This window comes from Guptibacillus hwajinpoensis (assembly GCF_020524165.1).
GTDB lineage: Bacteria > Bacillota > Bacilli > Bacillales > Guptibacillaceae > Guptibacillus > Guptibacillus hwajinpoensis_D.
Genome location: NZ_JAIVKU010000004.1, coordinates 242,991 through 265,157 on the forward strand (window position 1 = coordinate 242,991; position 22,167 = coordinate 265,157).

Sequence of the window (22,167 nt, forward strand, 5' to 3'; positions counted from 1 at the left end):
TTGTTTAAGAACAATGTGGAATAAAACGTTCAACAAAGGAGAATTTGAATGGCTGAAGAATATGATCTTGTCATAATGGGTGGAGGTACTGGGGGCTATGTTGCTGCCATTCGTGCTTCCCAGTTAGGTCTAAAAACGGCAATTGTTGAAAAGCGGGAACTAGGTGGTACATGTTTGCATCGTGGATGTATTCCAAGTAAAGCATTGCTTCGCAGTGCTGAAGTCTATGCCACAGCGAAGCATGGCGAGAAATTTGGTGTCATGGCAAAGGAAATTGCATTAGACTTTAAAAAAGTTCAGGAACGAAAGCAAGGCATTGTTGATCAGCTTCATAATGGCGTGAAGCACCTTATGAAACAAGGAAAAATTGATGTGTTTGAAGGATTCGGTCGAATTCTTGGACCATCAATATTCTCTCCAATGCCCGGAACAGTTTCAGTTGAGATGAATAATGGGGAAGAAAATGAAATGTTGATTCCTAAAAACGTTATTATTGCAACTGGTTCAAAGCCACGCACGCTTCCAGGACTTGAGGTAGATGGAGAGTATGTGATGACATCAGATGAAGCCCTTCAAATGGAAAGCCTCCCATCTTCTATTATCATTGTCGGCGGCGGTGTTATTGGAATTGAGTGGGCATCCATGCTTGTTGATTTTGGGGTAGAGGTCACTGTACTCGAATATGCCGATCGAATCGTCCCAACGGAAGACAAAGATATCTCTAAAGAAGCACACAAGCTTATGAAGAAAAAAGGAATTAAGCTCTTTACTGGTGCAAAAGTAATGGGTGATTCTTTAACAAAAGATCAGGGTGTATCTATTCAAGCGGAACATGAGGGAGAAACGAAAACATTTACGGCAGATAAGATGCTCGTATCGGTAGGACGAGAAGCAAACGTGAAAAACATCGGTCTTGAAAACACAACGATCGAAGTAGATAAAGGCGTCATCCAAACCAATGAATATTATCAAACAAAAGAATCTCATATTTATGCGATCGGTGATGTGATCGGTGGTATGCAGCTTGCGCATGTGGCTTCACATGAAGGGATAACAGCCGTAGAACATTTAGCAGATCAAGATCCAGAACCAATTGATTACACACAGGTTTCTAGCTGTATTTATAGCAGTCCTGAAATGGCGAGTGTAGGTTTAACCGAAGCCCAAGCAAGAGAAAAGGGGCATACTGTGAAAATTGGGAAGTTTCCTTTTAAAGCCATTGGTAAAGCGCTTGTATTTGGTGAATCTGATGGATTTGTAAAAATTGTAGCGGATGCAGATAATGAGGATCTTCTAGGTGTACATATGATTGGACCTCATGTAACGGATATGATTTCTGAAGCAGGTTTAGCAAAAGTCCTTGATGCAGCTTCATGGGAAGTAGCCCATACCATTCATCCTCACCCTACACTTTCTGAAGCAATCGGTGAAGCTGCTCTTGCAGTGGATGGAAAAGCAATTCATTCTTAATAAAAGGTTTATTTAAGGAGGTAAAACAATATGGCTGAAAATCGTCATGAAGCATTAGGACTTTCAGATGAAAGAGTGCTTGAAATGTTTGAAACAATGTTGATGGCTCGAAAGATCGATGAACGTATGTGGTTACTAAACCGCGCTGGAAAAATTCCATTCGTTATTTCTTGTCAGGGTCAAGAAGCGGCACAGGTCGGATCTGCATTTGCAATGGATCCAGAGAAGGATTTTGTTGCACCATATTATCGTGATATGGGTGTTGTCCTCTCATTTGGCATGACAGCAAAGGACTTGATGCTTTCAGGATTTGCAAAAGCGGAAGATCCAAACTCAGCTGGTCGCCAAATGCCGGGTCACTTTGGACAGAAAAAAAATAACATCATTACCGGTTCCTCTCCTGTAACAACACAAGTGCCTCATGCCGTTGGTTTTGCTCTAGCGGGCCGCATGGAAGGAAAAGACCTTGTCACGTTCTGTTCATTCGGAGAAGGGTCATCCAATCAAGGTGATTTTCATGAGGCAGCGAACTTTGCAGGTGTGCATAAGTTACCAGTCTTATTTGTATGTGAAAATAACAAATATGCTATTTCCGTTCCAGTATCCAAGCAGTTAGCTTGTGAGAAAGTGTCTGATCGTGCAATTGGATATGGAATGCCGGGCATTACGGTAGATGGAAATGATCCTCTTGCAGTCTATGAAGCTGCAAAAGAAGCGGTAGAAAGAGGCCGTCGAGGGGATGGTCCGACATTAATTGAGACAGTATCTTATCGTTTAACACCACACTCCAGTGATGACGACGATCGCGCCTATCGCACACGTGAAGAAGTGGAAGAAGCGAAGAAAAAGGATGCGATCATTACATTTGCGGCTTATTTAAAAGAAGTTGGCGTTCTGACTGATGAAATTGAAAAAGAAATTCACGAACGTGTTCAAAAAGAAGTAGATGAAGCAACAGAGTACGCAGAAAATGCGGATTATGCACCGGCTGAAGATGCAATGAAGCATGTATACGGAGAGTAAGGAGGAACCATTATGCCAGTTATTTCATATATTCAAGCGATAACCCAGGCCTTAAGAGAAGAAATGCAGCGCGACGAGAAAGTTTTTGTTTTAGGCGAGGATGTTGGTGTTCGCGGTGGTGTTTTCCGCGCAACGGACGGACTTTATGATGAGTTTGGTGAACACCGTGTCATTGATACACCACTTGCAGAATCAGCGATTGCTGGTGTTGGCATTGGAGCTGCGATGTACGGAATGCGACCAGTTGCAGAAATGCAGTTTGCTGATTTCATTATGCCGGCAGTTAACCAAATTGTTTCCGAAGCAGCTAAAATACGATACCGATCAAACAACGATTGGGATTGCCCAATTACCATTCGTGCGCCTTATGGTGGTGGCGTGCACGGAGCACTTTATCATTCGCAATCTGTTGAAGCGCTTTTCGCTAATGTCCCTGGACTTAAAATTGTGATGCCTTCTACCCCTTATGATGCAAAAGGTCTGTTGAAAGCTGCCATTCGAGATAACGATCCGGTATTATTTTTCGAGCATAAGCGCGCGTATCGTTTGATTAAAGGCCAGGTACCTGAAGAAGAGTATACTCTTCCAATTGGAAAAGCAGATGTGAAACGTGAAGGTGACGATATTACTGTCATTACATACGGTCTAAGTGTACACTTTGCACTTCAAGCAGCAGAGAAGCTAGAAAAAGACGGTATTTCTGCACATGTTCTCGATCTTCGTACAGTTTATCCACTTGATCGCGAAGCAATAGTAGAAGCAGCCAAAAAGACTGGTAAAGTTCTTCTTGTCACGGAAGACAACAAAGAAGGAAGTATTATTAGCGAAGTTTCTGCAATCATTGCAGAAGAATGTCTTTTTGATCTTGATGCACCGATTCAGCGCTTAGCAGGTCCGGATGTACCAGCTATGCCGTATTCCCCACCAATGGAAAAATACTTTATGCTGAATCCTGACAAAGTTGAAAAAGCGATGCGTGAATTAGCAGAATACTAAACGATTGGAAGAAGTGGAGGGTTTATTGTGGCAGTTGAAAAAATACTGATGCCTCAACTTGGAGAAAGTGTCACAGAAGGAACGATTGAAAAGTGGCTCGTCGAAGTGGGTGATTCTGTAAATAAGTATGATCCGATTGCAGAGGTAAATACAGATAAAGTAAATGCAGAGGTTCCTTCATCATATACCGGAGTTATTAAAGAACTAGTGGCTGAAGAAGGCGATACGATTGAAGTCGGTGAACTTGTTTGTTATATCGATGTTGAAGGTGGAGCACCTAAAGAAGAAAAACAGGAAGAGTCAACAGGTCAACAGGCGATAGAAAATATTTCTGAAGAAAAGAAAGAGCAGGATGAGGATCAGCCGATGAAACGTCGATACTCACCAGCAGTTCTTCGTATGTCGCAGGAAAATAATATCGACCTTGAACAAATTAGCGGTTCTGGTAAAGGTGGGCGTATTACCCGAAAAGATATCCAGAAGGTAATTGACTCAGGTGAAGTTCCAGCACCGAAGCAAGAACAAGCACCTTCTGAAAACAAAAAAGAAGAGAAGAGTGAAGCTCCTAAAGCTCCAGTCAAATCAGTCCCAGAAACAAAAGGCGCTGATGTTCCTGTAGCAGAGGGGGACATTGAAATCCCAGTTACAGGCGTTCGCCGTGCCATTGCGAACAATATGCTTCGTAGTAAGCATGAAGCTCCGCACGCATGGACAATGGTGGAAGTGGATGTGACAAATCTTGTTGAATACCGTAATGGCATTAAAGATGATTTCAAGAAAAAAGAAGGCTATGGTTTAACGTTCTTTGCTTTCTTTGTTAAAGCTGTCGTTGAGGCACTCAAAGAATTCCCTCAAATGAATTCAATGTGGGCTGGCGATAAAATTGTTCAGAAAAAAGATATTAACATTTCGATTGCGGTAGGTACAGACGAGTCTCTTTTCGTTCCTGTTATCAAGAATGCAGATGAAAAGTCAATTAAAGGCATAGCTCGTGAAGTGAAAGAGCTTGCCCAAAAAGCAAAAACTGGTAAGCTAAAAGGTGAAGAAATGCAAGGTGGAACGTTCACCGTGAATAACACTGGATCATTTGGTTCTGTTCAATCTATGGGCATTATTAATTATCCGCAAGCTGCTATTCTTCAAGTGGAGAGCATTGTGAAGCGTCCGGTCGTTATGAACAACGGCATGATTGCTGTCCGTGATATGGTAAACCTTTGCCTCTCTCTTGATCACAGAGTACTTGATGGGATGATTTGCGGTAAGTTCCTTGCTCGAGTGAAAGAAAACCTAGAAACAATCTCAAAAGAGAAAACGTCTGTCTATTAACATGAACAGCCATCTTAAAGGATGGCTGTTTTTTCGATGGATGAAAGCGTTTCTTGGAAAAGTATCGTGATTCGCGATACAATAAGAAAGAAGGCGATTTGAATTAAGGGAGGAATATGGAATGTCGATGGATTTTAATCTATTTATGAACGATGTTGTGGCAACAGCTCGTGAAGAGATCAAAGCAGCGGGATATAAAGAATTAACTACACCTGAAGAGGTCGAAGAGGTTGTAACAAGCAAAGGTACAACGCTTGTGATGGTCAACTCTGTATGTGGCTGTGCAGGAGGCGTGGCACGTCCAGCTGCCAAGATGGCGATTACTAACGAGAAGACTCCTGATCATCTTGTAACGGTTTTTGCGGGACAGGATAAAGAAGCCACTGCAAAAGCGCGTTCTTATTTCACTGGATTTGCACCATCTTCTCCTTCATTTGCTATTTTAAAAGATGGAGAAATCATTAACATGGTAGAACGTCACGAGATTGAAGGAAGCGATCCTGAGGAAGTTTCTGGCATGTTGCAATATTTATTCAATAAATATTGCTAATCATTTTTAATGAGCATCCGGCATTTTGCCGGATGCTTTTTTTATTGCATTATGTATATTGTATTCGTTTTCAATGTAGAAAAGAAACTTAATTGACGGTTGTTTTTGTGATATTTACAGAATTAACTGAAAAAACTTACTTTTATTTATATAAAAATATATGAATAAAAATGTAGAATGTAAATGAAATGTCTGGTATAGTGATAAATATTCAAGTTAACGAATTATTATACATTTATCAGGGGGAATAATTAATGAAGAAAAATTGGTTCATCATCATTGCTGGATTGTTTATGTTAATAGGACTTGCTGCGTGCGGCGCTTCAAATGAAGATGCTAAGAGTGAAGATGGAGGAGAATCAGAAAAAACGCTCGTAATGGGTACTTCAGCTGATTATCCACCATTTGAATATATCGATTCTGCTCAAGGAGAAGAGATCATTGGTTTTGATGTCGATATCGCTAACTATATTGCGAAAGAGTTAGGGTATAACGTTGAAATCAAAGACATGGATTTTAGTGGATTAATTACTGCATTAAGTAGTGAGCGTGTCGATTTTGTTCTAGCAGGAATGACACCTACAGCTGAACGTAAGGAAAATGTAGACTTCTCAGATATTTATTATTCAGCTAACCATATGATTCTATCATCAACAGATAATGAATTGGTAAAACCTGAAGATCTCGATGGAGCAAAAGTAGGGGTGCAGCTCGGCTCCATTCAAGAAGACAAAGCGAACGAATTAAAAGATAGCGGAATCGATATGGAAATCATTACGCTAAATCGTATTCCAGAACTGATTCAAGAACTAAAATCAGGACGTTATGATGCCATTATTATTGAAGACACTGTAGCAAAAGGCTACTTAGAAAGTAATGATGACCTATCTGGTGAGAATCTTCCTAATACAGAAGAGGCGGGATCGGCTGTCGCCTTCCCGAAAGATAGTAAGTTAACGAAAGAATTTAACGAAGTCATTAAGGAAATGAAGGACAATGGCAAAATGGACGAGCTTATTGAGAAATGGTTTGGTCAGGACACCATAGAATAACATCTTAGAAGAAAGGATGAAGAGGCATGAATTTGGATTTTGGACAATTCGTGCCTAATATTCCCTACATCCTGCAAGGAATATTGGTCACGTTAAAATTTGTTAGTGTTTCAGCTATCGTGGGATTCGCGCTGGGGACAATACTTGCTTTATTTAAGATAGGACGAGTAAAAGTTCTTAGTTGGTTAGCTGATGCTTATACATCTGTTTTCAGAGGTACCCCTCTTATCTTACAGCTATTATTATTTTATCATGCAACACCTCAGTTAACAGGGTATGATATATCGGCTTTTGAAGCTGGCGTTCTCTCATTTGGACTAAATTCGGCTGCCTATATATCTGAAATTATACGGGCAGGAATTCGTGCAGTAGACACTGGACAAAATGAAGCGGCAGCCGCCCTGGGTATTCCATATCGTCCAATGATGAAGGATATTATTTTACCGCAGGCTATGAAAAACATTTTACCTGCACTCATGAATGAGTTTATTACATTAACAAAAGAATCTGCGATTGTCTCAGTTATTGGCGTTTTTGATATTATGAGACGGAGTCAGATTGTAGCTGCTGAGAAATTCAAATACTTTGAACCGTTGTTAATCGCCGGAATCATTTACTATGTACTCGTAATGATGTTAACTCTAGTAGGTAAATTAGTAGAAAGGAGAATGAGTCGGAGTGATTAAAGTAGAGAATCTTCACAAAAAATTTGGTAAAAATGAAGTGTTAAGTGGCATTCATACAACGATTCAAAAAGGTGAAGTTGTGGCAATCGTAGGGCCATCTGGATCTGGGAAGTCGACTCTTCTTCGCTGTATGAACCAACTAGAACATGTAAGTTCGGGGACAATATGGGTGAACGATAAAAAACTAACGGATTCTTCAACCAATATTATGCAATTACGTCAGTCGATTGGAATGGTTTTTCAACACTTTCATCTATTTCCACATAAAACTGTGCTGGAAAACCTTATCTATGCACCGATGAAGGTGAAAGGTTTAAAGCGTCAAATAGCTGAGAAAAAAGCTAAAGAACTCCTTGAGCAGGTTGGTCTCTCGATAAAAGCTAATGAATATCCTAAACGATTGTCTGGGGGACAAAAGCAGCGTGTTGCTATTGCGAGGGCGCTGGCAATGGAGCCTGAATACATGTTGTTTGATGAACCTACTTCCGCACTAGATCCAGAGATGGTTAACGAAGTACTTGATGTGATGAAGGATCTTGGCAATTCGGGGATGACAATGGTCATTGTTACACATGAAATGGCTTTCGCAAGAGAAGCGGCCGATCGGATTTTATTTTTAGATGGAGGAAAGCTTGTTGAGGAAAGTGAACCTTCCGCATTTTTTAATAATCCTCAAACGGATCGAGCAAAAGCGTTTCTAAATAAAGTGTTATAAAGTGGACATTCGTGTTCACTTTTTTTGTCTTTAAGTACGAAATTTGGGTTCCTACATAGGTATTATAAGAAAAATGATCACGAAAGCGTTATCAAAATGAATTTAACTGTTCAATCAAGAGAAAATGGTTTAGACTCTGTTAATTGAAGGATATTAAAGTAGTAACTCTTATTGTGGAAGGAAGAATCTTTATTGAAAGTGAAAATTGGTTATCGGACATTAAAAACAGCAATAGGAACAGGGATTGCCATTACAATAGCGCAACTTTTCTCTCTTGATAACTATGTTTCTGCAGGCATTCTAACAATTCTTTGTATTAAACCCACAACTAAACGGTCATTTCGAAGTTCATGGGAACGATTTTTGGCTTGTTTACTTGGTATTGTATTTAGCGCGGTGTTTTTTGAAGGTATTGGTTATACGCCATTTAGTATTTCGCTCTTGCTGCTTTTCTTTATTCCGGTGGTTGTTGCGATAAAGGCAACGGAAGGCGTCATTACGAGTTCAGTTATCATTCTCCATATTTACAACTTTAATGATGTGAGTTGGGAGATTGTCTGGAATGAAGTAGCGATTATTGTGATCGGAATAGGTGTGGCGCTTCTATTTAATCTGTATATGCCAAGTCTCGAAAAAGATTTAATGAAAATCAGAAAACAAATCGAAGAGAAATTTTCTGTGATATTGATGGAATATGCGGTTTATCTTCGCGAAGGTGAAAGTAGCTGGGATGGGAAAGAGATTATCGAAGTAGAAGATTTGCTTCGGCATGCAAAGAATCTTGCGCTTAAAGATATTGAAAACCATATGTTGCGTGATGATGATAAGTATTATGTTTACTTTAAAATGCGTGAAAAACAGTTTGCCATCTTAGAGCGAGTGCTTCCTATTATTTCATCACTCGATCAAACTTATCTTCATGGGCGCACAATGGCTGATTTTATGGAAAAGCTGAGTCGCTCTGTCAAACCACAAAATACTGCGAATGTGTTTCTTGAAGAACTAGAAGCGATGCGTGAGGAATTTAGAAATTCCCCATTGCCAGCCGATCGTGCAGAGTTTGAAACACGTTCAGCCCTTTTATATTTTTTAAATGAAGTAGAACAATACCTGCTATTAAAACGTTACTTTAAACCAGGGGCTTTTTCAAAAGCTGAATGAATTCGATAAATGGATGCATGATAGTGAGTAAAAGGAGTGAACGATTTTGCTCTCTATCATATTATCACTGTGTTTGTCTGCATCCATTCTCTTTCCATTTGGTACTCATCCAAATCCTGGAGATCCGTTTCTTATCGTAAATAAGAAGACGAATGAATTAGCCTTTGTGGATGAGAATGAAGTACAGCGTGTTTTACCTGTGGCCACAGGTAAAAGTGTCGATCAAACCCCTGAAGGTCTATTTACGATCATTGTTAAAGCGGAAAATCCTTATTACAGAAAGAAAAATATTAAAGGTGGAGTGAAAGAGAATCCGCTAGGTACAAGGTGGATTGGTTTTGATGCAAAAGGTACAAATGGTCGAATTTACGGCGTTCATGGGACGAATCGTCCAGATTCAATTGGGAAATATACGACTGCTGGATGTATTCGACTTTTAAATGAGGAAGTTGAACTGCTTTTTAATGAAATACCAGTCGGAACCAAAATTCTTATTACTGCTAGTGACCGTTCATTTGATGAATTGGCAAGGAAAGCTGGAGCGATAGCGAAATCCACATCGAACTTAAATGAAGACAGAAAAGAAGAAGCCGTCAATTGACGGCTTCTTCTTTTCTATCAATTGTTGCCTTTCTTAGGCGCTACTTAATAACGGGTTCTAAAATAACATTGCTGTTGCTCCAGCAAATAAACTAAGAAGCAACGAAATAATCATAATATAAACAACGATCTTTGTAGCTTTCCGAGGCATGAGAGTCCCTCCCAAAATAAGCATTCTATCGTTATTTTACATTGATTCGTTAGGTTGAACAAGGCAATCCTTCAGGAAACAAGGATGTCTATCGACAAATTTTTCGAATTTAGAAGGAAAACGCTTACTTTATCCAGAATTAAATATAAGTTAGAGATCTAAATTTCACTTCGATTCGAATAGCCTAAGACTTCCAGGGAGGAATGGGGATGACAACAGAGAAGAAAGATTTTCAAACACAGTTTGAGGAATGGAAAGCACTAACTGAAAAGCTAATTGAAAAATTTCCGGAGAAGAAAGAAGCTTTTAAGACTAGCTCTGGAATTGATATAGCTCGTCTAGGACATCCTGAAAGTTTGGATGAGGACTATATGGAGAAATTGGGCTTACCAGGCCAATATCCCTATACTAGAGGAATTCAGCCAACAATGTATCGAGGTCGAACATGGACAATGAGGCAGTATGCCGGGTTTGGGTCGGCAGAGGAAACGAACCGACGCTTTCGGTACTTACTAGAACAAGGTCAAACTGGATTATCTGTTGCCTTTGATCTTCCTACTCAGATTGGCTATGATTCGGACGATCTGATGGCGAAGGGGGAAGTTGGTAAGGTTGGCGTTGCCATTGATTCACTCGATGATATGGAAGCGCTTTTACGGGATATTCCTCTTGATAAAGTTAGTACTTCTATGACGATAAATGCACCTGCATCTGTTTTGCTCGCAATGTATATTGTTGTTGCAGAAAAGCAGGGGGTGTCACAAGCACAAATCTCAGGAACAATCCAAAATGACATTTTAAAAGAATATATTGCTAGGGGAACATATATTTTTCCACCTAAACCTTCGATGAGATTAATTACAGATATCTTTGCTTATTGTGCTGAGCACGTCCCGCGATGGAATACGATTAGTATATCTGGTTATCACATTAGAGAAGCAGGGTCGACTGCGGCTCAGGAACTAGCATTTACGATTGCAAACGGAATTGCTTATGTCGATGCAGCAATTGAAGCGGGTTTAAAAGTTGACGATTTTGCGCCCCGACTTGCTTTCTTTTTTAATGGACATAATCAGTTTCTTGAAGAAGTTGCGAAATTTAGAGCAGCCAGAAGAATCTGGGCTAAAATTATGAAAGAACGGTACGGCGCGAAAAAACCGAAAAGCCTGCAGCTTCGCTTTCACACTCAAGTCGCTGGATCAACGTTAACCGCGCAGCAGCCTGACAACAATATAGTCCGGGTAACCATTCAAGCACTTGCGGCTGTTCTTGGAGGAACACAGAGCCTGCATACAAATGCGAAGGATGAAGCTTTAGCATTGCCTACGGAAGACTCCGCACGGATTGCTCTTCGAACACAGCAAATTATTGCAAACGAAAGCGGTGTAACGGATACGGTTGATCCTCTTGGAGGTTCATATTTTATAGAGAATTTGACCGATCAGCTTGAAGGATATGTTTTTGAATACATTCGAAAGATTGATGATATGGGCGGGGCAGTATCCGCTGTTGAACAGGGTTATATGCAGCGAGAAATTCACCAAGCAGCGTATGAGACACAAAAGAAAATTGAGAGTGGCGAAGAGGTCGTCGTGGGCATGAATCGGTACAAGTTAGAAGATGAGCCTAAGCCAGAATTGCATCGTATTGATCCTGAGCTTCAACGTAAACAAATTGAAAAATTGGAAACCTTACGTAGCAAAAGAGATCAACGTCGAGTGAGCGCTCGGTTGGAGGAATTAAGGGCTGGTTCTAAAGGAACGAGCAACTTAATGCCACTTATTATTAATTGTGTTCGAGATTATTGTACAGTCGGTGAAATCTGCGGCATCCTTCGAGAGGAATTTGGTGAATATACAGGAATCTAAACAAACGGGGAGTGGAGAAAGACATGAAGAAGATTCGCGTACTAATAGCAAAACCGGGTCTTGATGGTCACGATAGAGGAGCGCTTGTTATTGCTCAGGCACTTCGTGATTATGGAATGGAAGTCATCTATACCGGTTTAAGGCAAACGCCACAACAAATCGTTGCAGCTGCCATTCAAGAAGATGTGGATGCAATAGGATTGTCCTGTTTATCGGGAGCACATAACGAATTATTCCCTGAAATTGTTTCATTGTTAGAACAGCGTGAGGCGGGGGATATTATCGTTGTAGGGGGCGGGGTGATCCCATGGGAAGACATTCCGTTTTTAGAATCAAAAGGGATTCAAAAAGTATTTACCCCGGGAACTCCAACCAAAGATACTGCTATTTTTATTGAAAAAGCCGTGTATGAGCGAGATGGAATTGATCAGTCCGTAAAAGAACCGCCTAAGAAAATTGATCATATCGGAATTGCTGTATCTTCTTTAGAAGAAGCTCTTCCTTTTTATGTGAATCAACTTCATTTGAAGTTAGAAGCGATTGAAGAAGTGGTTTCAGAAGGTGTGAAAGTAGCGTTCTTGAAAATTGGCGAATCAAGGATTGAGCTGCTAGAGCCAATTGGAGATTCTAGCCCCATTGCCACATTTATTAGTAAAAGAGGAGAGGGCATTCATCATATTGCGCTTGCAGCTGATCAAATTGAAGACAGGTTACGTGAACTTTCAAAAAATGGGGTGAAACTGATTCATGAAACGCCTGTGAAAGGTGCTGGTGGAGCGAATATTGCATTTCTGCATCCTAAATCAGCAGGAGGGGTACTATACGAACTTTGTAGTAAAGTGACGAAGGAGGCAGAATAATGGACATGTACGATAAAATCAACGAACTGTACGATCGGCGCAGAGAAGTAGAGCTTGGGGGTGGAGATGAACGAATAAATAAACAGCATGAGAAAGGGAAATTAACCGCACGGGAACGAATTGATTTGCTCGTTGACCCAGGGACGTTTGTTGAGCTTAATTCGTTTATTGAGCATCGCTCTCAGGATTTTGGAATGGGAGATTTAAAGGCACCAGGCGAAGGTGTGGTTACCGGTTATGGGAAAGTTAATGGCCGTCCGATTTATCTCTTTGCCCAAGATTTCACGGTTTTTGGTGGAGCTTTAGGGGAAATGCATGCCAAAAAGATAGCACATGTCATGGATCTTGCAGCTCGAAATGGTGCACCAATTATCGGTCTGAATGACTCTGGAGGTGCGAGAATTCAAGAAGGTGTGGTATCATTGGATGGGTATGGACACATCTTTTATCGTAACGCGATCTATTCCGGAGTGGTCCCACAAATTTCGGTGATTATGGGTCCATGTGCAGGTGGAGCTGTCTATTCTCCTGCTATAACTGATTTTGTTTTTATGGTAGAAGATACTAGCCAGATGTTTATTACTGGGCCTAAAGTAATAGAAACAGTTACACGCGAGAAGATTACAGCTGAAGATCTTGGTGGGGCAAAAGTCCATCGGTCAAAAAGTGGTAATGCCCACTTTACAGGTAAGACTGAAGAAGAAGTTCTCGCAAGCGTTCGTGATTTGATCAGCTATTTACCATTAAATAATGAAGAGAAGAGTCCTATCATAAAGAGTGATGAACGCGATGATTTTTGTGCAGATCTTGCCGATCTTGTTCCATTTGATGCCACCAGGCCATATGACGTTAGAACGGTGATTGATGCAGTAGTAGATAAAGACTCATTTCTTGAAGTACAAAAATATTTTGCGAAAAACATTGTGATTGGTTTTGCAAGAATAAAAGGTGAGACAGTAGGAATGGTCTGCAATCAGCCAAAAGTAATGGCTGGTGGACTTGACATTGATTCTTCTGACAAGCTTTCGCGCTTTATCCGGTTCTGTGATTCTTTTAATATTCCATTGATTACGTTTGAAGATGTTACCGGATTTTTCCCAGGTATCAAACAGGAGCACGGTGGCATTATCCGTCATGGCGCTAAAATCCTTTATGCATACTCAGAAGCAACCGTACCGAAAATAACGGTAATTCTAAGAAAAGCGTATGGTGGAGCATATGTTGCTTTAAACTCCAAATCCATTGGTGCCGATCTCGTTTATGCCTGGCCAAATGCAGAAATTGCCGTGATGGGTCCAGAAGGTGCTGCTAACGTCATTTTTGCAAGAGAAATTAATGAGAGTGATGATCCAGAAGCAACGAGGGCCGCAAAGATTGAAGAGTATCGTGAGAAGTTCGCGAACCCATACATAGCTGCTTCACGTGGGATGGTTGATGACGTAATCGATCCAAGAGAGACGAGAAAGAAGCTGATTGAAGCGCTCGAATTAATGCGGAATAAGAAGGAAGATCGTCCAAAAAAGAAGCACGGCAATATCCCGCTTTAAAACGAATTCTAGGAGGCATACATCATGATTAATGAACAAAGACTAGTTGACGAATTTTTAGAGCTCGTTCAAATCGATTCTGAAACAAAACATGAGAAAAAAATTGCTGCCATTTTAAAAGAAAAATTCACTTCGCTAGGTGTAGAAGTTGAAGAAGATGATGCTGCAGATAAAACGGATCATGAGGCAGGAAACTTAATTTGCACGCTTAAAGGAACCGTTGAAAAAGCAGATCCGATTTATTTCACTTCCCATATGGATACAGTGGTACCAGGGAAAGGCGTTAAGCCAACGATGAAAGACGGGTACGTTGTAACAGATGGAACAACGATCCTAGGAGCTGACGATAAAACAGGCTTGGCAGCTATGTTCGAAGCCATTCGCGTTTTAAAAGAACAAAACATTGAACATGGGACGATCCAATTTATTATTACCGTTGGAGAAGAATCAGGGCTACAAGGTGCAAAAGTGCTTGACCCTGAGAAGCTAATCGCAAAATTTGGTTATGCGCTTGATAGTGATGGTGAAGTTGGTAAAATCATTACAGCCGCTCCAACGCAAGCAAAGATAAAAGCCACCATCTATGGGAAAACAGCTCACGCAGGTGTGGCACCTGAAAAGGGCGTTTCAGCGATTACAATGGCAGCAAAATCCATCGCGAAAATGCCGCTTGGTCGCTTAGATGATGAAACAACAGCAAATATTGGACGTTTTGAGGGTGGTTCTCAAACAAATATTGTTTGTGATTATGTGGAAGTGCTTGCTGAAGCACGCTCGCTCGTTCCTGAGAAAATGGAAGCGCAAGTAGAGAAAATGAAACAAGCTTTCGAAAAAACTGCTTCAGAAATGGGCGGTTCAGTCGATCTTGATATTAAGGTGATGTACCCTGGATTCAAGTTTAATGATGGTGACTATGTCGTTGAAGTAGCGAAAAAAGCAATGGAAAAGATTGGACGTCCCCCTGAGCTATTAACAAGCGGTGGTGGAAGTGACGCCAATGTTATTGCAGGTCACGGTATTCCTACAGTCAACCTGGCTGTTGGTTATGAAGAGATTCATACAACAAATGAACGTATGCCTGTAAAAGAGCTTGTAAAGGTATCTGAAGCAGTGGTTTCGATCATTAAAGAAGTTGCCAACGCCTAAGTTTAAAGAAATGTTTAGAACATTGTCGATTTTCGGCAATGTTCTCTTTTTTGTTACAGCTACCTCCGTGGCAACGTTTCTATATTATGTTAAAATAAGTAGGTAAAATGACAATTATTGAAGTGGAAGCGGTGTTAATATGGACTCTATTCAAACTCACAAACTAATGAATTATATGCGTGGCACATATAAAGTTTTGGAAAATGAATGGCAAAAAAATGCTAGAGAAATTGGGTTAACCCAAGCTGAACAGCATGTGATGTGGATCGTTTATTTGGAGGAAGAAGTAACCATTACAAAAATTTCAGAAATTGGCCTTTGGGACGTTTCAACGGTCATGCAGGTATTAAAACGTTTGAAAAACAAACGATTTGTTAAGCTAGAAAAGAAAGCCAACGATCGACGAGTATCTTACGTAACCTTAACGGAAGAAGGGCAAACCAAAGTGGAAGTAAGTACTCAGTACTCCTATGCTGTCATGAATTACCTTGACGAGTACCGGTCAAAATCAGTTGAAAATGCTGAATTTCTTGACGCGATGTATGAATTTCAAATGGACTTCAATCAGTACTTTCACGGAAGTGAATTTGTGAAATGGGTTGAACGAAAGAAAGTACCAACCACGTAAGACAGGAGATCTCTCCTGTCTTTTTAGCATGAGTGACAGGCACTACCCGAATGAAGGGGAACGGTGTCGATTTAAGGGTTAAGGAGATGTGTGAAATGGAGCGGAGTGCAAAGGGAAGAGGAAGAGTTATTTTTCATGTGGATATGAATAGTTTTTATGCGTCTGTTGAAGTCGCTCATAATCCAAAACTTCAAGGGAAGCCCCTTGCAATTGCCGGAAATGTAGAAGAAAGGCGAGGTATCGTCGTTACGAGTAGCTATGAAGCGAGAAAGAAAGGCGTGAAAACAACCATGCCAGTTTGGGAAGCGAAGAAGCATTGTCCTGAACTTCTTGTGATGCCGCCTAATTTTCCACTTTACCGGCAGACGTCTCTCCAGATTTTTGAACTCTTAGAATCCTATACCCCACTCGTCCAACCAGTGTCCATTGATGAAGGCTATTTAGATATTACAGAAGACTGTGGAGACAGAAATCCGATTGAGATCGCGGATGAGATTCAAAGACGCATCCATATTGAAATTGGTATCCCTTGTAGTATAGGAATTGCACCGAATAAATTTTTAGCAAAGATGGCTTCTGATATGAAAAAACCATTAGGGATTACCATTCTTCGTAAACGAGAGCTAGATCAATTGCTCTGGCCGCTTGATGTTGGGGAAATGCACGGAATAGGAAAGAAAACAAAAGAAAAATTACTTGAGTTAAATATTAAAACCATTTATGACCTTGCTCATGCGAATCCACTCCAACTTGAAATGAAGCTGGGTATTAATGGAAAGAGGTTATATGAACGTGCAAATGGACGAGATGATCGCCCAGTAGATCCAGATGCAATTGATGAATTTAAAAGCGTTGGTAATTCGACTACTTTTCCTGAAGATCTTATCGATCATCACCGTATTCATACTGCACTTACAAATTTAGCTGATTCCGTTGCTAAACGGATGGCTAAAAAGAATGTTCTTAGCTTTAATATTCAACTAACGATACGGTACAGCGATCGAACGACCGTTACAAGAAGTAGAAAACTTCAAAACCCTATCTCTCAATCTTCGGATATACTTGACGCTGCACAAACTCTCTTTGAAAAAAATTGGTCTGGACAACCGATTCGCTTACTGGGCATCACGGGGCAGCAGCTCGTCAATCGAAATGAGGCAACCGTTCAACTTGATTTATTTTCCTTTGAGGCAGACTCAAAACGAGAACAGTTACAAAATACTATCGGTACGATTCGATCGAAATATGGGGAAGGAGCTCTTCTAAAGGGAAATCAGCTTGGTAAAGATGGGAGTCATAAATTGCGAGATGAAAAGAGACGGGGAACAAGCCTCGATCGTGACTTTCTTTGGAAGTATAAGCAAGATAAAGAGTAAGTGATCTCTTTCCTCGTCTAAAAAGGAGCTGCTATTATGAAGATTGTTGATAAGATGGACCTTGTCCAGCAGGAAATGAAGAGAGTTTTAATTGGAAAGGAAAAAACGATTGAGCTTGTAATGATTTCATTGTTGAATAATGGAAATGTTCTATTAGAAGATGTTCCGGGCACTGGGAAAACCCTTCTGGCGAAATCCATGGCAGTCCTTCTCGGTGGTCAATATAAAAGAGTACAATTCACTCCTGATGTATTACCTGGTGATGTAACGGGTATTGAGTTTTTCAATCCTAAAAACCAAGATTTTGAATTGCGTCCTGGCCCTGTTATGACAAACGTATTGCTTGCGGATGAGATTAACCGAGCAACGCCTAGAACACAGTCGAGTCTATTAGAAGTAATGGAAGAAAAGCAGGTGACGATTGAAGGAACTACACTTAAACTTCCGACTCCTTTTATCGTTATAGCCACTCAAAACCCTCTCGAATCGCATGGAACTTTTTCATTACCGGAAGCTCAGATGGATCGTTTTTTTATGCAGATGCAAAGCGGGTATCCAACGCTAGAAGAAGAGAAACAAATGATTCAGATGCTGAGACTGACAAATCCATTCAATGATCTAAAGGCGATCTTTAAAGATGGGGAAATTGAATTGTTTCAAGAACAAGTGAAGCAAGTGGTCCTTTCTGAAGTCATTGAAGATTATTTGTTAAGTATCGTGCAAGCTACCAGGAACGGAGAATACATAAGTGTTGGCGTAAGTCCGAGAGGAACCATTGCCTTTATGAAAGCAGCACAGGGAAAAGCATTCATTGAAGGTAGGTCTTTTGTTACTCCTGAGGATATTCAGTTCGTAGCGCCATATGTCCTTAGTCATCGTCTTGTTTTGACGATGGAAGGAGCGATGCGTAAAACAAAACAAACTGTACTTCAAGAGATTCTTGCTCAAGTTGACGTTCCAGTTGAAGTAAGTGGAGGATCACCGGCATGAGGTGGGAATCACGTACTACACTCTCTTATTTCCTATCTTCCTTTATGGGGTTAAGTTGGGTATTTCTTATTGCTGCTTTCTACTTTCAATCGGTGGAATTATTCATGATAACCATGGCATTCATGCTCCTTACCTATGGTACTCGAATCTATTTAAAGAAAGCAACTGAATCTGTACAGATCGAAAATAAGCGTCGTACGCTTAAGCTTTTCAAAGGTGAGCATGATACGCTTTCTTTTTCGTTACAAAATCGAGGGAAGTTGCCGATTTGGAGCGGTGAGATGCGCTTTGCTCTTGAGCCTGTTCTCCACGTTACCAGTCTCGAAAGTGTGCAAAACACGAAAAACCTTCACTACTATTCCGTTCCTTTTTTTCTCAGAAAAAATGAACGGAAGCATATTTCCTTTCCCGTTCATGCTTATGAAAGAGGAGCTACACGCATAAGGAACCTTCAATTTACTATTCATGACCTCTTTGGTTTAGGTAGCTGCTTATCAAGATTTAATGGCTTCTCTCAAACTGAAGTATTGATATACCCTGAGTTGAGTGAGGTGAGAGGGGTTGAGCACCTTTCGACCTATGAAATGGGGAATCATGCTTATGAACATTCCCTTTATGAAAATTTGTCTGCTCCTTCCGGGGCCAGGGAATATGTGAACGGTGATTCGTTTAATCGTATTCATTGGAAAGCTACAGCAAGAACATCAGAATTAAAAACGAAAGTCTACGAGCGATCGATCGAGATGAAGTGGGTGTTTTTTCTTGATTTATCTGTTAAAAGAAAAAACAGTCCCGGCCAGGTCTCCAGTAATATTGAAGCTTACATTAGCCGTCTAGCCTTTCTTTGCACCATCGCTACGAAAAGAGCGGTAGCGTTTGAGATTTATATTAATTTAGATCCTGAAGGACCGGCTTCTTCTATGGTACTTGAAACGGGCGAGGGCAATGCTCAATTAAGTAGGGCGCTAGAATTAATGGCTCGCATTGATGATACAAGGCCACTTTTATCTTTTGAACGCATGAGTTCATTACTCAAAAAGCAAATAACAGAACGCTCTGTATTCATTCGAATAGGTGAGCCATTTCAATCAAATGAAGAAGAAGCATTTTATGGGTCTTTGAAAAACAAAGGTCACAAGTGCTATGACGTGACGATGTCTGATGGGCATGCGTACCTTAATGAGATTGAAAGGATTCAGGCTCAATGAATTGACTGAGAGAATTGCCGCATTTTCTCTATTACATTTACGATATGGTTTTCGTTTACTTCATTCTAGCGTTTTTTTATTTATATGAACAAACCTTGCCGCCTCTTTTTCCTTTTCTTATTCTTGCCATTGGGTGTGGCATTTGTTTTTTTCTCGTTTATTTTAAAAAGCGTGAGCAATTGACGTTTGCATGGATATTACCGCTAATCCTACTAACTGTTATGGTGGGTATATTATTAAGTGTACCGATTCTGTATGCCATTCTTCTTTCACTTACGATCGCATGGCGTAGCTACGTCAATATAAGAGAGACGAATCGAGATGACGATACGCTCGTTTTCTTTTTGACTCTAGCAGGTTCCTTTTTATTCTTTCTGTTCAGTAATTCTTCTGAGTTAAGGCAGGTCGTTTTTCTACTTCCTCTCGTTCAATTTCTGTTGTTCCTCCTATGTAGAGCAACAGTAGAGATAAGAAAAACAGGGGGACCTCAACAGGCAAAATGGGCAATGAGTTCGATTCTTCTATTGTTAGCTGTTTCTAGCGGTTTGTTTAGTATAATGATTTGGATGAAAGATCCTCTTATTAAGGTGATTTCTTATACGATTGGTGGAGCTGGATATGTCATTGGTTTGCCGATCTACTGGCTAACCTCAAACCTTCCTACTCGCTCTACTCAAAATTCTCTTCTCTTAGAAGGGAACGATCAAGTGGAAAACCAACAAGTAAATAAGGAACAAATGGTAAATGGACAAAGTCTAGATCTGCCACTTGAGCTTATTTTCTATACGTGCCTTACTATTGCGTTACTAGTTCTCTTATTTATCCTTTATAAAAAAAGGCTTACGCTAACTCGCCTTCCTGTAAGCTCCTTTGCGACTTTAACGAGTGAAATGTTGAAGGCAAGCGAAGAAAAGAAAGTAAGACAAATAAAACCACCATCGAATCAGATAAGAAAGCAGCTTTTTGATCTAGAAAAAAAGGCGTTGAAGTATGGGGTTGGGCGTCATACAGGAGAAACTGTAAGTGAATGGTTACGGAAAATCCCAGGGGAAACTGACAGCAAGAATATTGTTCGAGACATCTACATAAAGGAAAGATATGGGGAAAAACATCCTGATCGGCAGGAAGTCCTTCTATACAAACAGCATATGAAGAACCTCCATCAGGAATTAAGAGAGCATGCCTTACAGAAGTGGAAAAAAAACAAGAAGAAATAAATCAAAAACAAGATGTGAAAGCAACGGAACAATCATATTGTGGGTTCGGTCATACAAATATCCCCATAAGAATCCAGCTAGCACAGCGGCGAGAAGTAGAAGGAAAGCACCTGCATACAGGTGAGCACTCATATAAAGAAGAGCTGCTAGTAAAATTGGATATTTGATTTTACGTTTTTTAAGTTCTGTTTGGACAAGTCCTCTCCAAAATAGTTCTTCTCCTGGAATGATAATCAGAATCAGACTTACATAGTGCCAGGCTTTATCCGGTGCGACAAGGGTGTAAAGTTCGTCAACCTGTGTTATAAATTGAGGGAATAGAGCAAGCATAATGGTTTTACCCAATAAGAACACGAAATAAAGAAAAACACCGCTGAAGGTTCCCATCAATAGATGAAAGAAAGACGGCTTTTTCCATTTAACATGACGAATCGATATCCCTCCAAGGAGGAGAAGAGAAATCGTAAAGAGTGGCCAAAAAACGTCTTTAAACCAAAAGAAAGAAAGGAATAATAGGAAATGTGAAAGAAATAATGTGAAATATAATTGTTTGTTTGAAAGCATGCCACTCAGCTCCTGTATTAAATGCCTAAATACAGTGTAGCCGATCATTGATTTGTTTGCGACAAAGAAGCGGTAAGAAGGAGGATTGAAATGGAATTCACATTTCTAGGAACAGGTGCTGGTGTTCCTTCAACGAAACGCAACGTTAGTTCGACCGCTCTTCGGTTAGATTCTGGAGAAGTTTGGTTGTTTGATTGTGGGGAAGCGACACAACATCAAATTCTTACATCCACGATTACCCTTAGTAAGCTGACCAAAATATTCATTACTCATTTACATGGTGATCATATATTTGGGCTTCCTGGCATTCTTGGAAGTCGTTCTTTTCAAGGGGGAGAGTCGGAACTGAAGATATACGGACCTAAAGGGCTTTCTCGTTTTATTAATACCGCCATAGAAATTAGCGGTACGCACCTTCGCTATCCGCTCCGTATGATAGAAATAGAGGACGGTTTTCAGATGCAAGAGTCAGATATTACTATTAAGGTGGCTTTGTTAGAACACGGGATCGATAGTTATGGTTACCGGTTAGAAGAAGAAGATAAGACAGGCGCGTTACATGTTGATAAATTAAAGTCGATTGGTGTACAGCCAGGTCCAATTTATCAAAAGTTAAAGAATGGGAACTCGATTACACTAGAGAATGGGAAAATGGTGCACCCGAGTGAAGTGATCGGTCCACCTATAAAAGGAAGACATATTGTGTATTGTGGGGACACGCGTTTTAATGAGAAGACGATTCGTTTTGCCGCTAATGCCGACCTTCTTATTCATGAAGCTACTTTTTCAAATAAAATACCGTCGCTTGCATTTGAGTATTATCATTCCACCACAGAGGAAGCTGCTCGAATTGCTAAGACTGCTAAGGTAAAGAAACTGCTACTCAACCATATTAGTTCTCGATACCAAGAAGTTGATATGGAAGCGCTGGTTAGTGAAGCAAGAGCCGTTTTTGAAAATACAGATCTTGTTGAAGATCATATGACGGTTCATATACCTAGAACAAAACCGAGCTCATCTTGAGCTCGGTTTT

The 22,167-nt window shown here is 40.4% G+C and carries 22 protein-coding genes; 20 read left to right on the forward strand and 2 right to left on the reverse strand.

Features of this window, described 5'->3' with window-relative positions; genetic code table 11:
- The first annotated feature begins 48 nt into the window (after nt 1–48).
- The 10 genes from lpdA to LC090_RS08345 all read left to right on the forward strand — a co-directional run bounded on the left by lpdA (nt 49) and on the right by LC090_RS08345 (nt 9,580).
- Nucleotides 49–1,470, forward strand: coding sequence for a dihydrolipoyl dehydrogenase (gene lpdA, locus LC090_RS08300; RefSeq protein ID WP_226657062.1), 1,422 nt, complete (start codon nt 49–51; stop codon nt 1,468–1,470).
- A 30-nt stretch (nt 1,471–1,500) separates the two neighbouring features.
- Entirely contained in the window at nt 1,501–2,493 is a 993-nt protein-coding gene (locus LC090_RS08305; RefSeq protein WP_226657063.1) for a thiamine pyrophosphate-dependent dehydrogenase E1 component subunit alpha, read from the forward strand.
- A gap of 12 nt (nt 2,494–2,505) precedes the next feature.
- Entirely contained in the window at nt 2,506–3,489 is a 984-nt protein-coding gene (locus tag LC090_RS08310; RefSeq protein ID WP_226657064.1) for an alpha-ketoacid dehydrogenase subunit beta, read from the forward strand.
- A gap of 27 nt (nt 3,490–3,516) precedes the next feature.
- Nucleotides 3,517–4,815, forward strand: coding sequence for a dihydrolipoamide acetyltransferase family protein (locus tag LC090_RS08315; RefSeq protein WP_226657065.1), 1,299 nt, complete (start codon nt 3,517–3,519; stop codon nt 4,813–4,815).
- 121 nt (nt 4,816–4,936) lie between these two features.
- On the forward strand, nt 4,937–5,365 hold the full coding sequence (locus LC090_RS08320; protein WP_226657067.1) for a BrxA/BrxB family bacilliredoxin: 429 nt from the start codon (nt 4,937–4,939) through the stop codon (nt 5,363–5,365).
- A 254-nt stretch (nt 5,366–5,619) separates the two neighbouring features.
- Nucleotides 5,620–6,417, forward strand: a complete 798-nt coding sequence (locus LC090_RS08325; protein ID WP_226657069.1) for a transporter substrate-binding domain-containing protein — start codon at nt 5,620–5,622, stop codon at nt 6,415–6,417.
- 26 nt (nt 6,418–6,443) lie between these two features.
- Nucleotides 6,444–7,103 (forward strand): amino acid ABC transporter permease, encoded by a 660-nt coding sequence (locus tag LC090_RS08330; RefSeq protein WP_226657071.1) that lies wholly within the window; start codon nt 6,444–6,446, stop codon nt 7,101–7,103.
- Nucleotides 7,096–7,818, forward strand: coding sequence for an amino acid ABC transporter ATP-binding protein (locus LC090_RS08335; protein ID WP_226657073.1), 723 nt, complete (start codon nt 7,096–7,098; stop codon nt 7,816–7,818). Before LC090_RS08330 ends, LC090_RS08335 begins: the two co-directional genes overlap by 8 nt.
- Nucleotides 7,819–8,010: 192 nt before the next feature.
- Nucleotides 8,011–8,979 (forward strand): aromatic acid exporter family protein, encoded by a 969-nt coding sequence (locus tag LC090_RS08340; protein WP_226657075.1) that lies wholly within the window; start codon nt 8,011–8,013, stop codon nt 8,977–8,979.
- 46 nt (nt 8,980–9,025) lie between these two features.
- Nucleotides 9,026–9,580, forward strand: coding sequence for a L,D-transpeptidase (locus tag LC090_RS08345; RefSeq protein ID WP_226657077.1), 555 nt, complete (start codon nt 9,026–9,028; stop codon nt 9,578–9,580).
- Nucleotides 9,581–9,637: 57 nt separating this feature from the next.
- On the opposite strand, the gene prli42 is transcribed toward LC090_RS08345, so the two are convergent.
- On the reverse strand, nt 9,638–9,730 hold the full coding sequence (gene prli42 / locus LC090_RS08350) for a stressosome-associated protein Prli42 (RefSeq protein WP_224592116.1): 93 nt from the start codon (nt 9,728–9,730) through the stop codon (nt 9,638–9,640).
- 209 nt (nt 9,731–9,939) lie between these two features.
- Between prli42 and LC090_RS08355 the strand changes: the two genes are divergently transcribed.
- From LC090_RS08355 to LC090_RS08395, 9 genes are all read left to right on the forward strand, one after another.
- Nucleotides 9,940–11,598, forward strand: a complete 1,659-nt coding sequence (locus LC090_RS08355; RefSeq protein ID WP_226657079.1) for an acyl-CoA mutase large subunit family protein — start codon at nt 9,940–9,942, stop codon at nt 11,596–11,598.
- A gap of 23 nt (nt 11,599–11,621) precedes the next feature.
- Nucleotides 11,622–12,458: a methylmalonyl-CoA epimerase gene (gene mce / locus LC090_RS08360; RefSeq protein ID WP_226657081.1), complete on the forward strand. Its 837-nt coding sequence runs from the start codon at nt 11,622–11,624 to the stop codon at nt 12,456–12,458.
- Entirely contained in the window at nt 12,458–14,005 is a 1,548-nt protein-coding gene (locus LC090_RS08365) for an acyl-CoA carboxylase subunit beta (protein ID WP_226657083.1), read from the forward strand. The genes mce and LC090_RS08365 overlap by 1 nt, the downstream gene beginning before the upstream one ends.
- A gap of 24 nt (nt 14,006–14,029) precedes the next feature.
- Entirely contained in the window at nt 14,030–15,151 is a 1,122-nt protein-coding gene (locus LC090_RS08370) for a M20/M25/M40 family metallo-hydrolase (RefSeq protein ID WP_226657085.1), read from the forward strand.
- A gap of 139 nt (nt 15,152–15,290) precedes the next feature.
- Nucleotides 15,291–15,779 (forward strand): MarR family winged helix-turn-helix transcriptional regulator, encoded by a 489-nt coding sequence (locus LC090_RS08375; RefSeq protein ID WP_226657087.1) that lies wholly within the window; start codon nt 15,291–15,293, stop codon nt 15,777–15,779.
- Between the two features lie 95 nt (nt 15,780–15,874).
- On the forward strand, nt 15,875–17,155 hold the full coding sequence (locus tag LC090_RS08380; protein ID WP_226657089.1) for a DNA polymerase IV: 1,281 nt from the start codon (nt 15,875–15,877) through the stop codon (nt 17,153–17,155).
- 36 nt (nt 17,156–17,191) lie between these two features.
- The gene (locus LC090_RS08385; protein ID WP_226657091.1) at nt 17,192–18,145 is read left to right on the forward strand and encodes an AAA family ATPase; all 954 of its coding nucleotides are present in this window, start codon (nt 17,192–17,194) and stop codon (nt 18,143–18,145) included.
- The gene (locus LC090_RS08390; RefSeq protein ID WP_226657093.1) at nt 18,142–19,353 is read left to right on the forward strand and encodes a DUF58 domain-containing protein; all 1,212 of its coding nucleotides are present in this window, start codon (nt 18,142–18,144) and stop codon (nt 19,351–19,353) included. The genes LC090_RS08385 and LC090_RS08390 overlap by 4 nt, the downstream gene beginning before the upstream one ends.
- 14 nt (nt 19,354–19,367) lie before the next feature.
- Nucleotides 19,368–20,570: a hypothetical protein gene (locus tag LC090_RS08395; protein WP_226657095.1), complete on the forward strand. Its 1,203-nt coding sequence runs from the start codon at nt 19,368–19,370 to the stop codon at nt 20,568–20,570.
- Here LC090_RS08395 and LC090_RS08400 read toward each other — a convergent pair.
- The gene (locus LC090_RS08400) at nt 20,538–21,134 is read right to left on the reverse strand and encodes a CPBP family intramembrane glutamic endopeptidase (RefSeq protein WP_226657097.1); all 597 of its coding nucleotides are present in this window, start codon (nt 21,132–21,134) and stop codon (nt 20,538–20,540) included. The genes LC090_RS08395 and LC090_RS08400 overlap by 33 nt on opposite strands.
- A 90-nt stretch (nt 21,135–21,224) precedes the next feature.
- Between LC090_RS08400 and rnz the strand changes: the two genes are divergently transcribed.
- Nucleotides 21,225–22,157, forward strand: coding sequence for a ribonuclease Z (gene rnz / locus LC090_RS08405; protein WP_226657099.1), 933 nt, complete (start codon nt 21,225–21,227; stop codon nt 22,155–22,157).
- Nucleotides 22,158–22,167: the final 10 nt, after the last annotated feature.

Excerpts from the sequence above, each read along its gene's own strand:
- lpdA (WP_226657062.1), top strand. The coding sequence starts at position 49 with ATGGCTGAAGAATATGATCTTGTCATAATGGGTGGAGGTACTGGGGGC.
- LC090_RS08305 (WP_226657063.1), top strand. The coding sequence starts at position 1,501 with ATGGCTGAAAATCGTCATGAAGCATTAGGACTTTCAGATGAAAGAGTG.
- LC090_RS08310 (WP_226657064.1), top strand. The coding sequence starts at position 2,506 with ATGCCAGTTATTTCATATATTCAAGCGATAACCCAGGCCTTAAGAGAA.
- LC090_RS08320 (WP_226657067.1), top strand. The coding sequence starts at position 4,937 with ATGTCGATGGATTTTAATCTATTTATGAACGATGTTGTGGCAACAGCT.
- LC090_RS08325 (WP_226657069.1), top strand. The coding sequence starts at position 5,620 with ATGAAGAAAAATTGGTTCATCATCATTGCTGGATTGTTTATGTTAATA.
- LC090_RS08330 (WP_226657071.1), top strand. The coding sequence starts at position 6,444 with ATGAATTTGGATTTTGGACAATTCGTGCCTAATATTCCCTACATCCTG.
- prli42 (WP_224592116.1), bottom strand. The coding sequence starts at position 9,730 with ATGCCTCGGAAAGCTACAAAGATCGTTGTTTATATTATGATTATTTCG.
- LC090_RS08355 (WP_226657079.1), top strand. The coding sequence starts at position 9,940 with ATGACAACAGAGAAGAAAGATTTTCAAACACAGTTTGAGGAATGGAAA.
- mce (WP_226657081.1), top strand. The coding sequence starts at position 11,622 with ATGAAGAAGATTCGCGTACTAATAGCAAAACCGGGTCTTGATGGTCAC.
- LC090_RS08365 (WP_226657083.1), top strand. The coding sequence starts at position 12,458 with ATGGACATGTACGATAAAATCAACGAACTGTACGATCGGCGCAGAGAA.
- LC090_RS08370 (WP_226657085.1), top strand. The coding sequence starts at position 14,030 with ATGATTAATGAACAAAGACTAGTTGACGAATTTTTAGAGCTCGTTCAA.
- LC090_RS08375 (WP_226657087.1), top strand. The coding sequence starts at position 15,291 with ATGGACTCTATTCAAACTCACAAACTAATGAATTATATGCGTGGCACA.
- LC090_RS08380 (WP_226657089.1), top strand. The coding sequence starts at position 15,875 with ATGGAGCGGAGTGCAAAGGGAAGAGGAAGAGTTATTTTTCATGTGGAT.
- LC090_RS08385 (WP_226657091.1), top strand. The coding sequence starts at position 17,192 with ATGAAGATTGTTGATAAGATGGACCTTGTCCAGCAGGAAATGAAGAGA.
- LC090_RS08390 (WP_226657093.1), top strand. The coding sequence starts at position 18,142 with ATGAGGTGGGAATCACGTACTACACTCTCTTATTTCCTATCTTCCTTT.
- LC090_RS08400 (WP_226657097.1), bottom strand. The coding sequence starts at position 21,134 with ATGCTTTCAAACAAACAATTATATTTCACATTATTTCTTTCACATTTC.
- rnz (WP_226657099.1), top strand. The coding sequence starts at position 21,225 with ATGGAATTCACATTTCTAGGAACAGGTGCTGGTGTTCCTTCAACGAAA.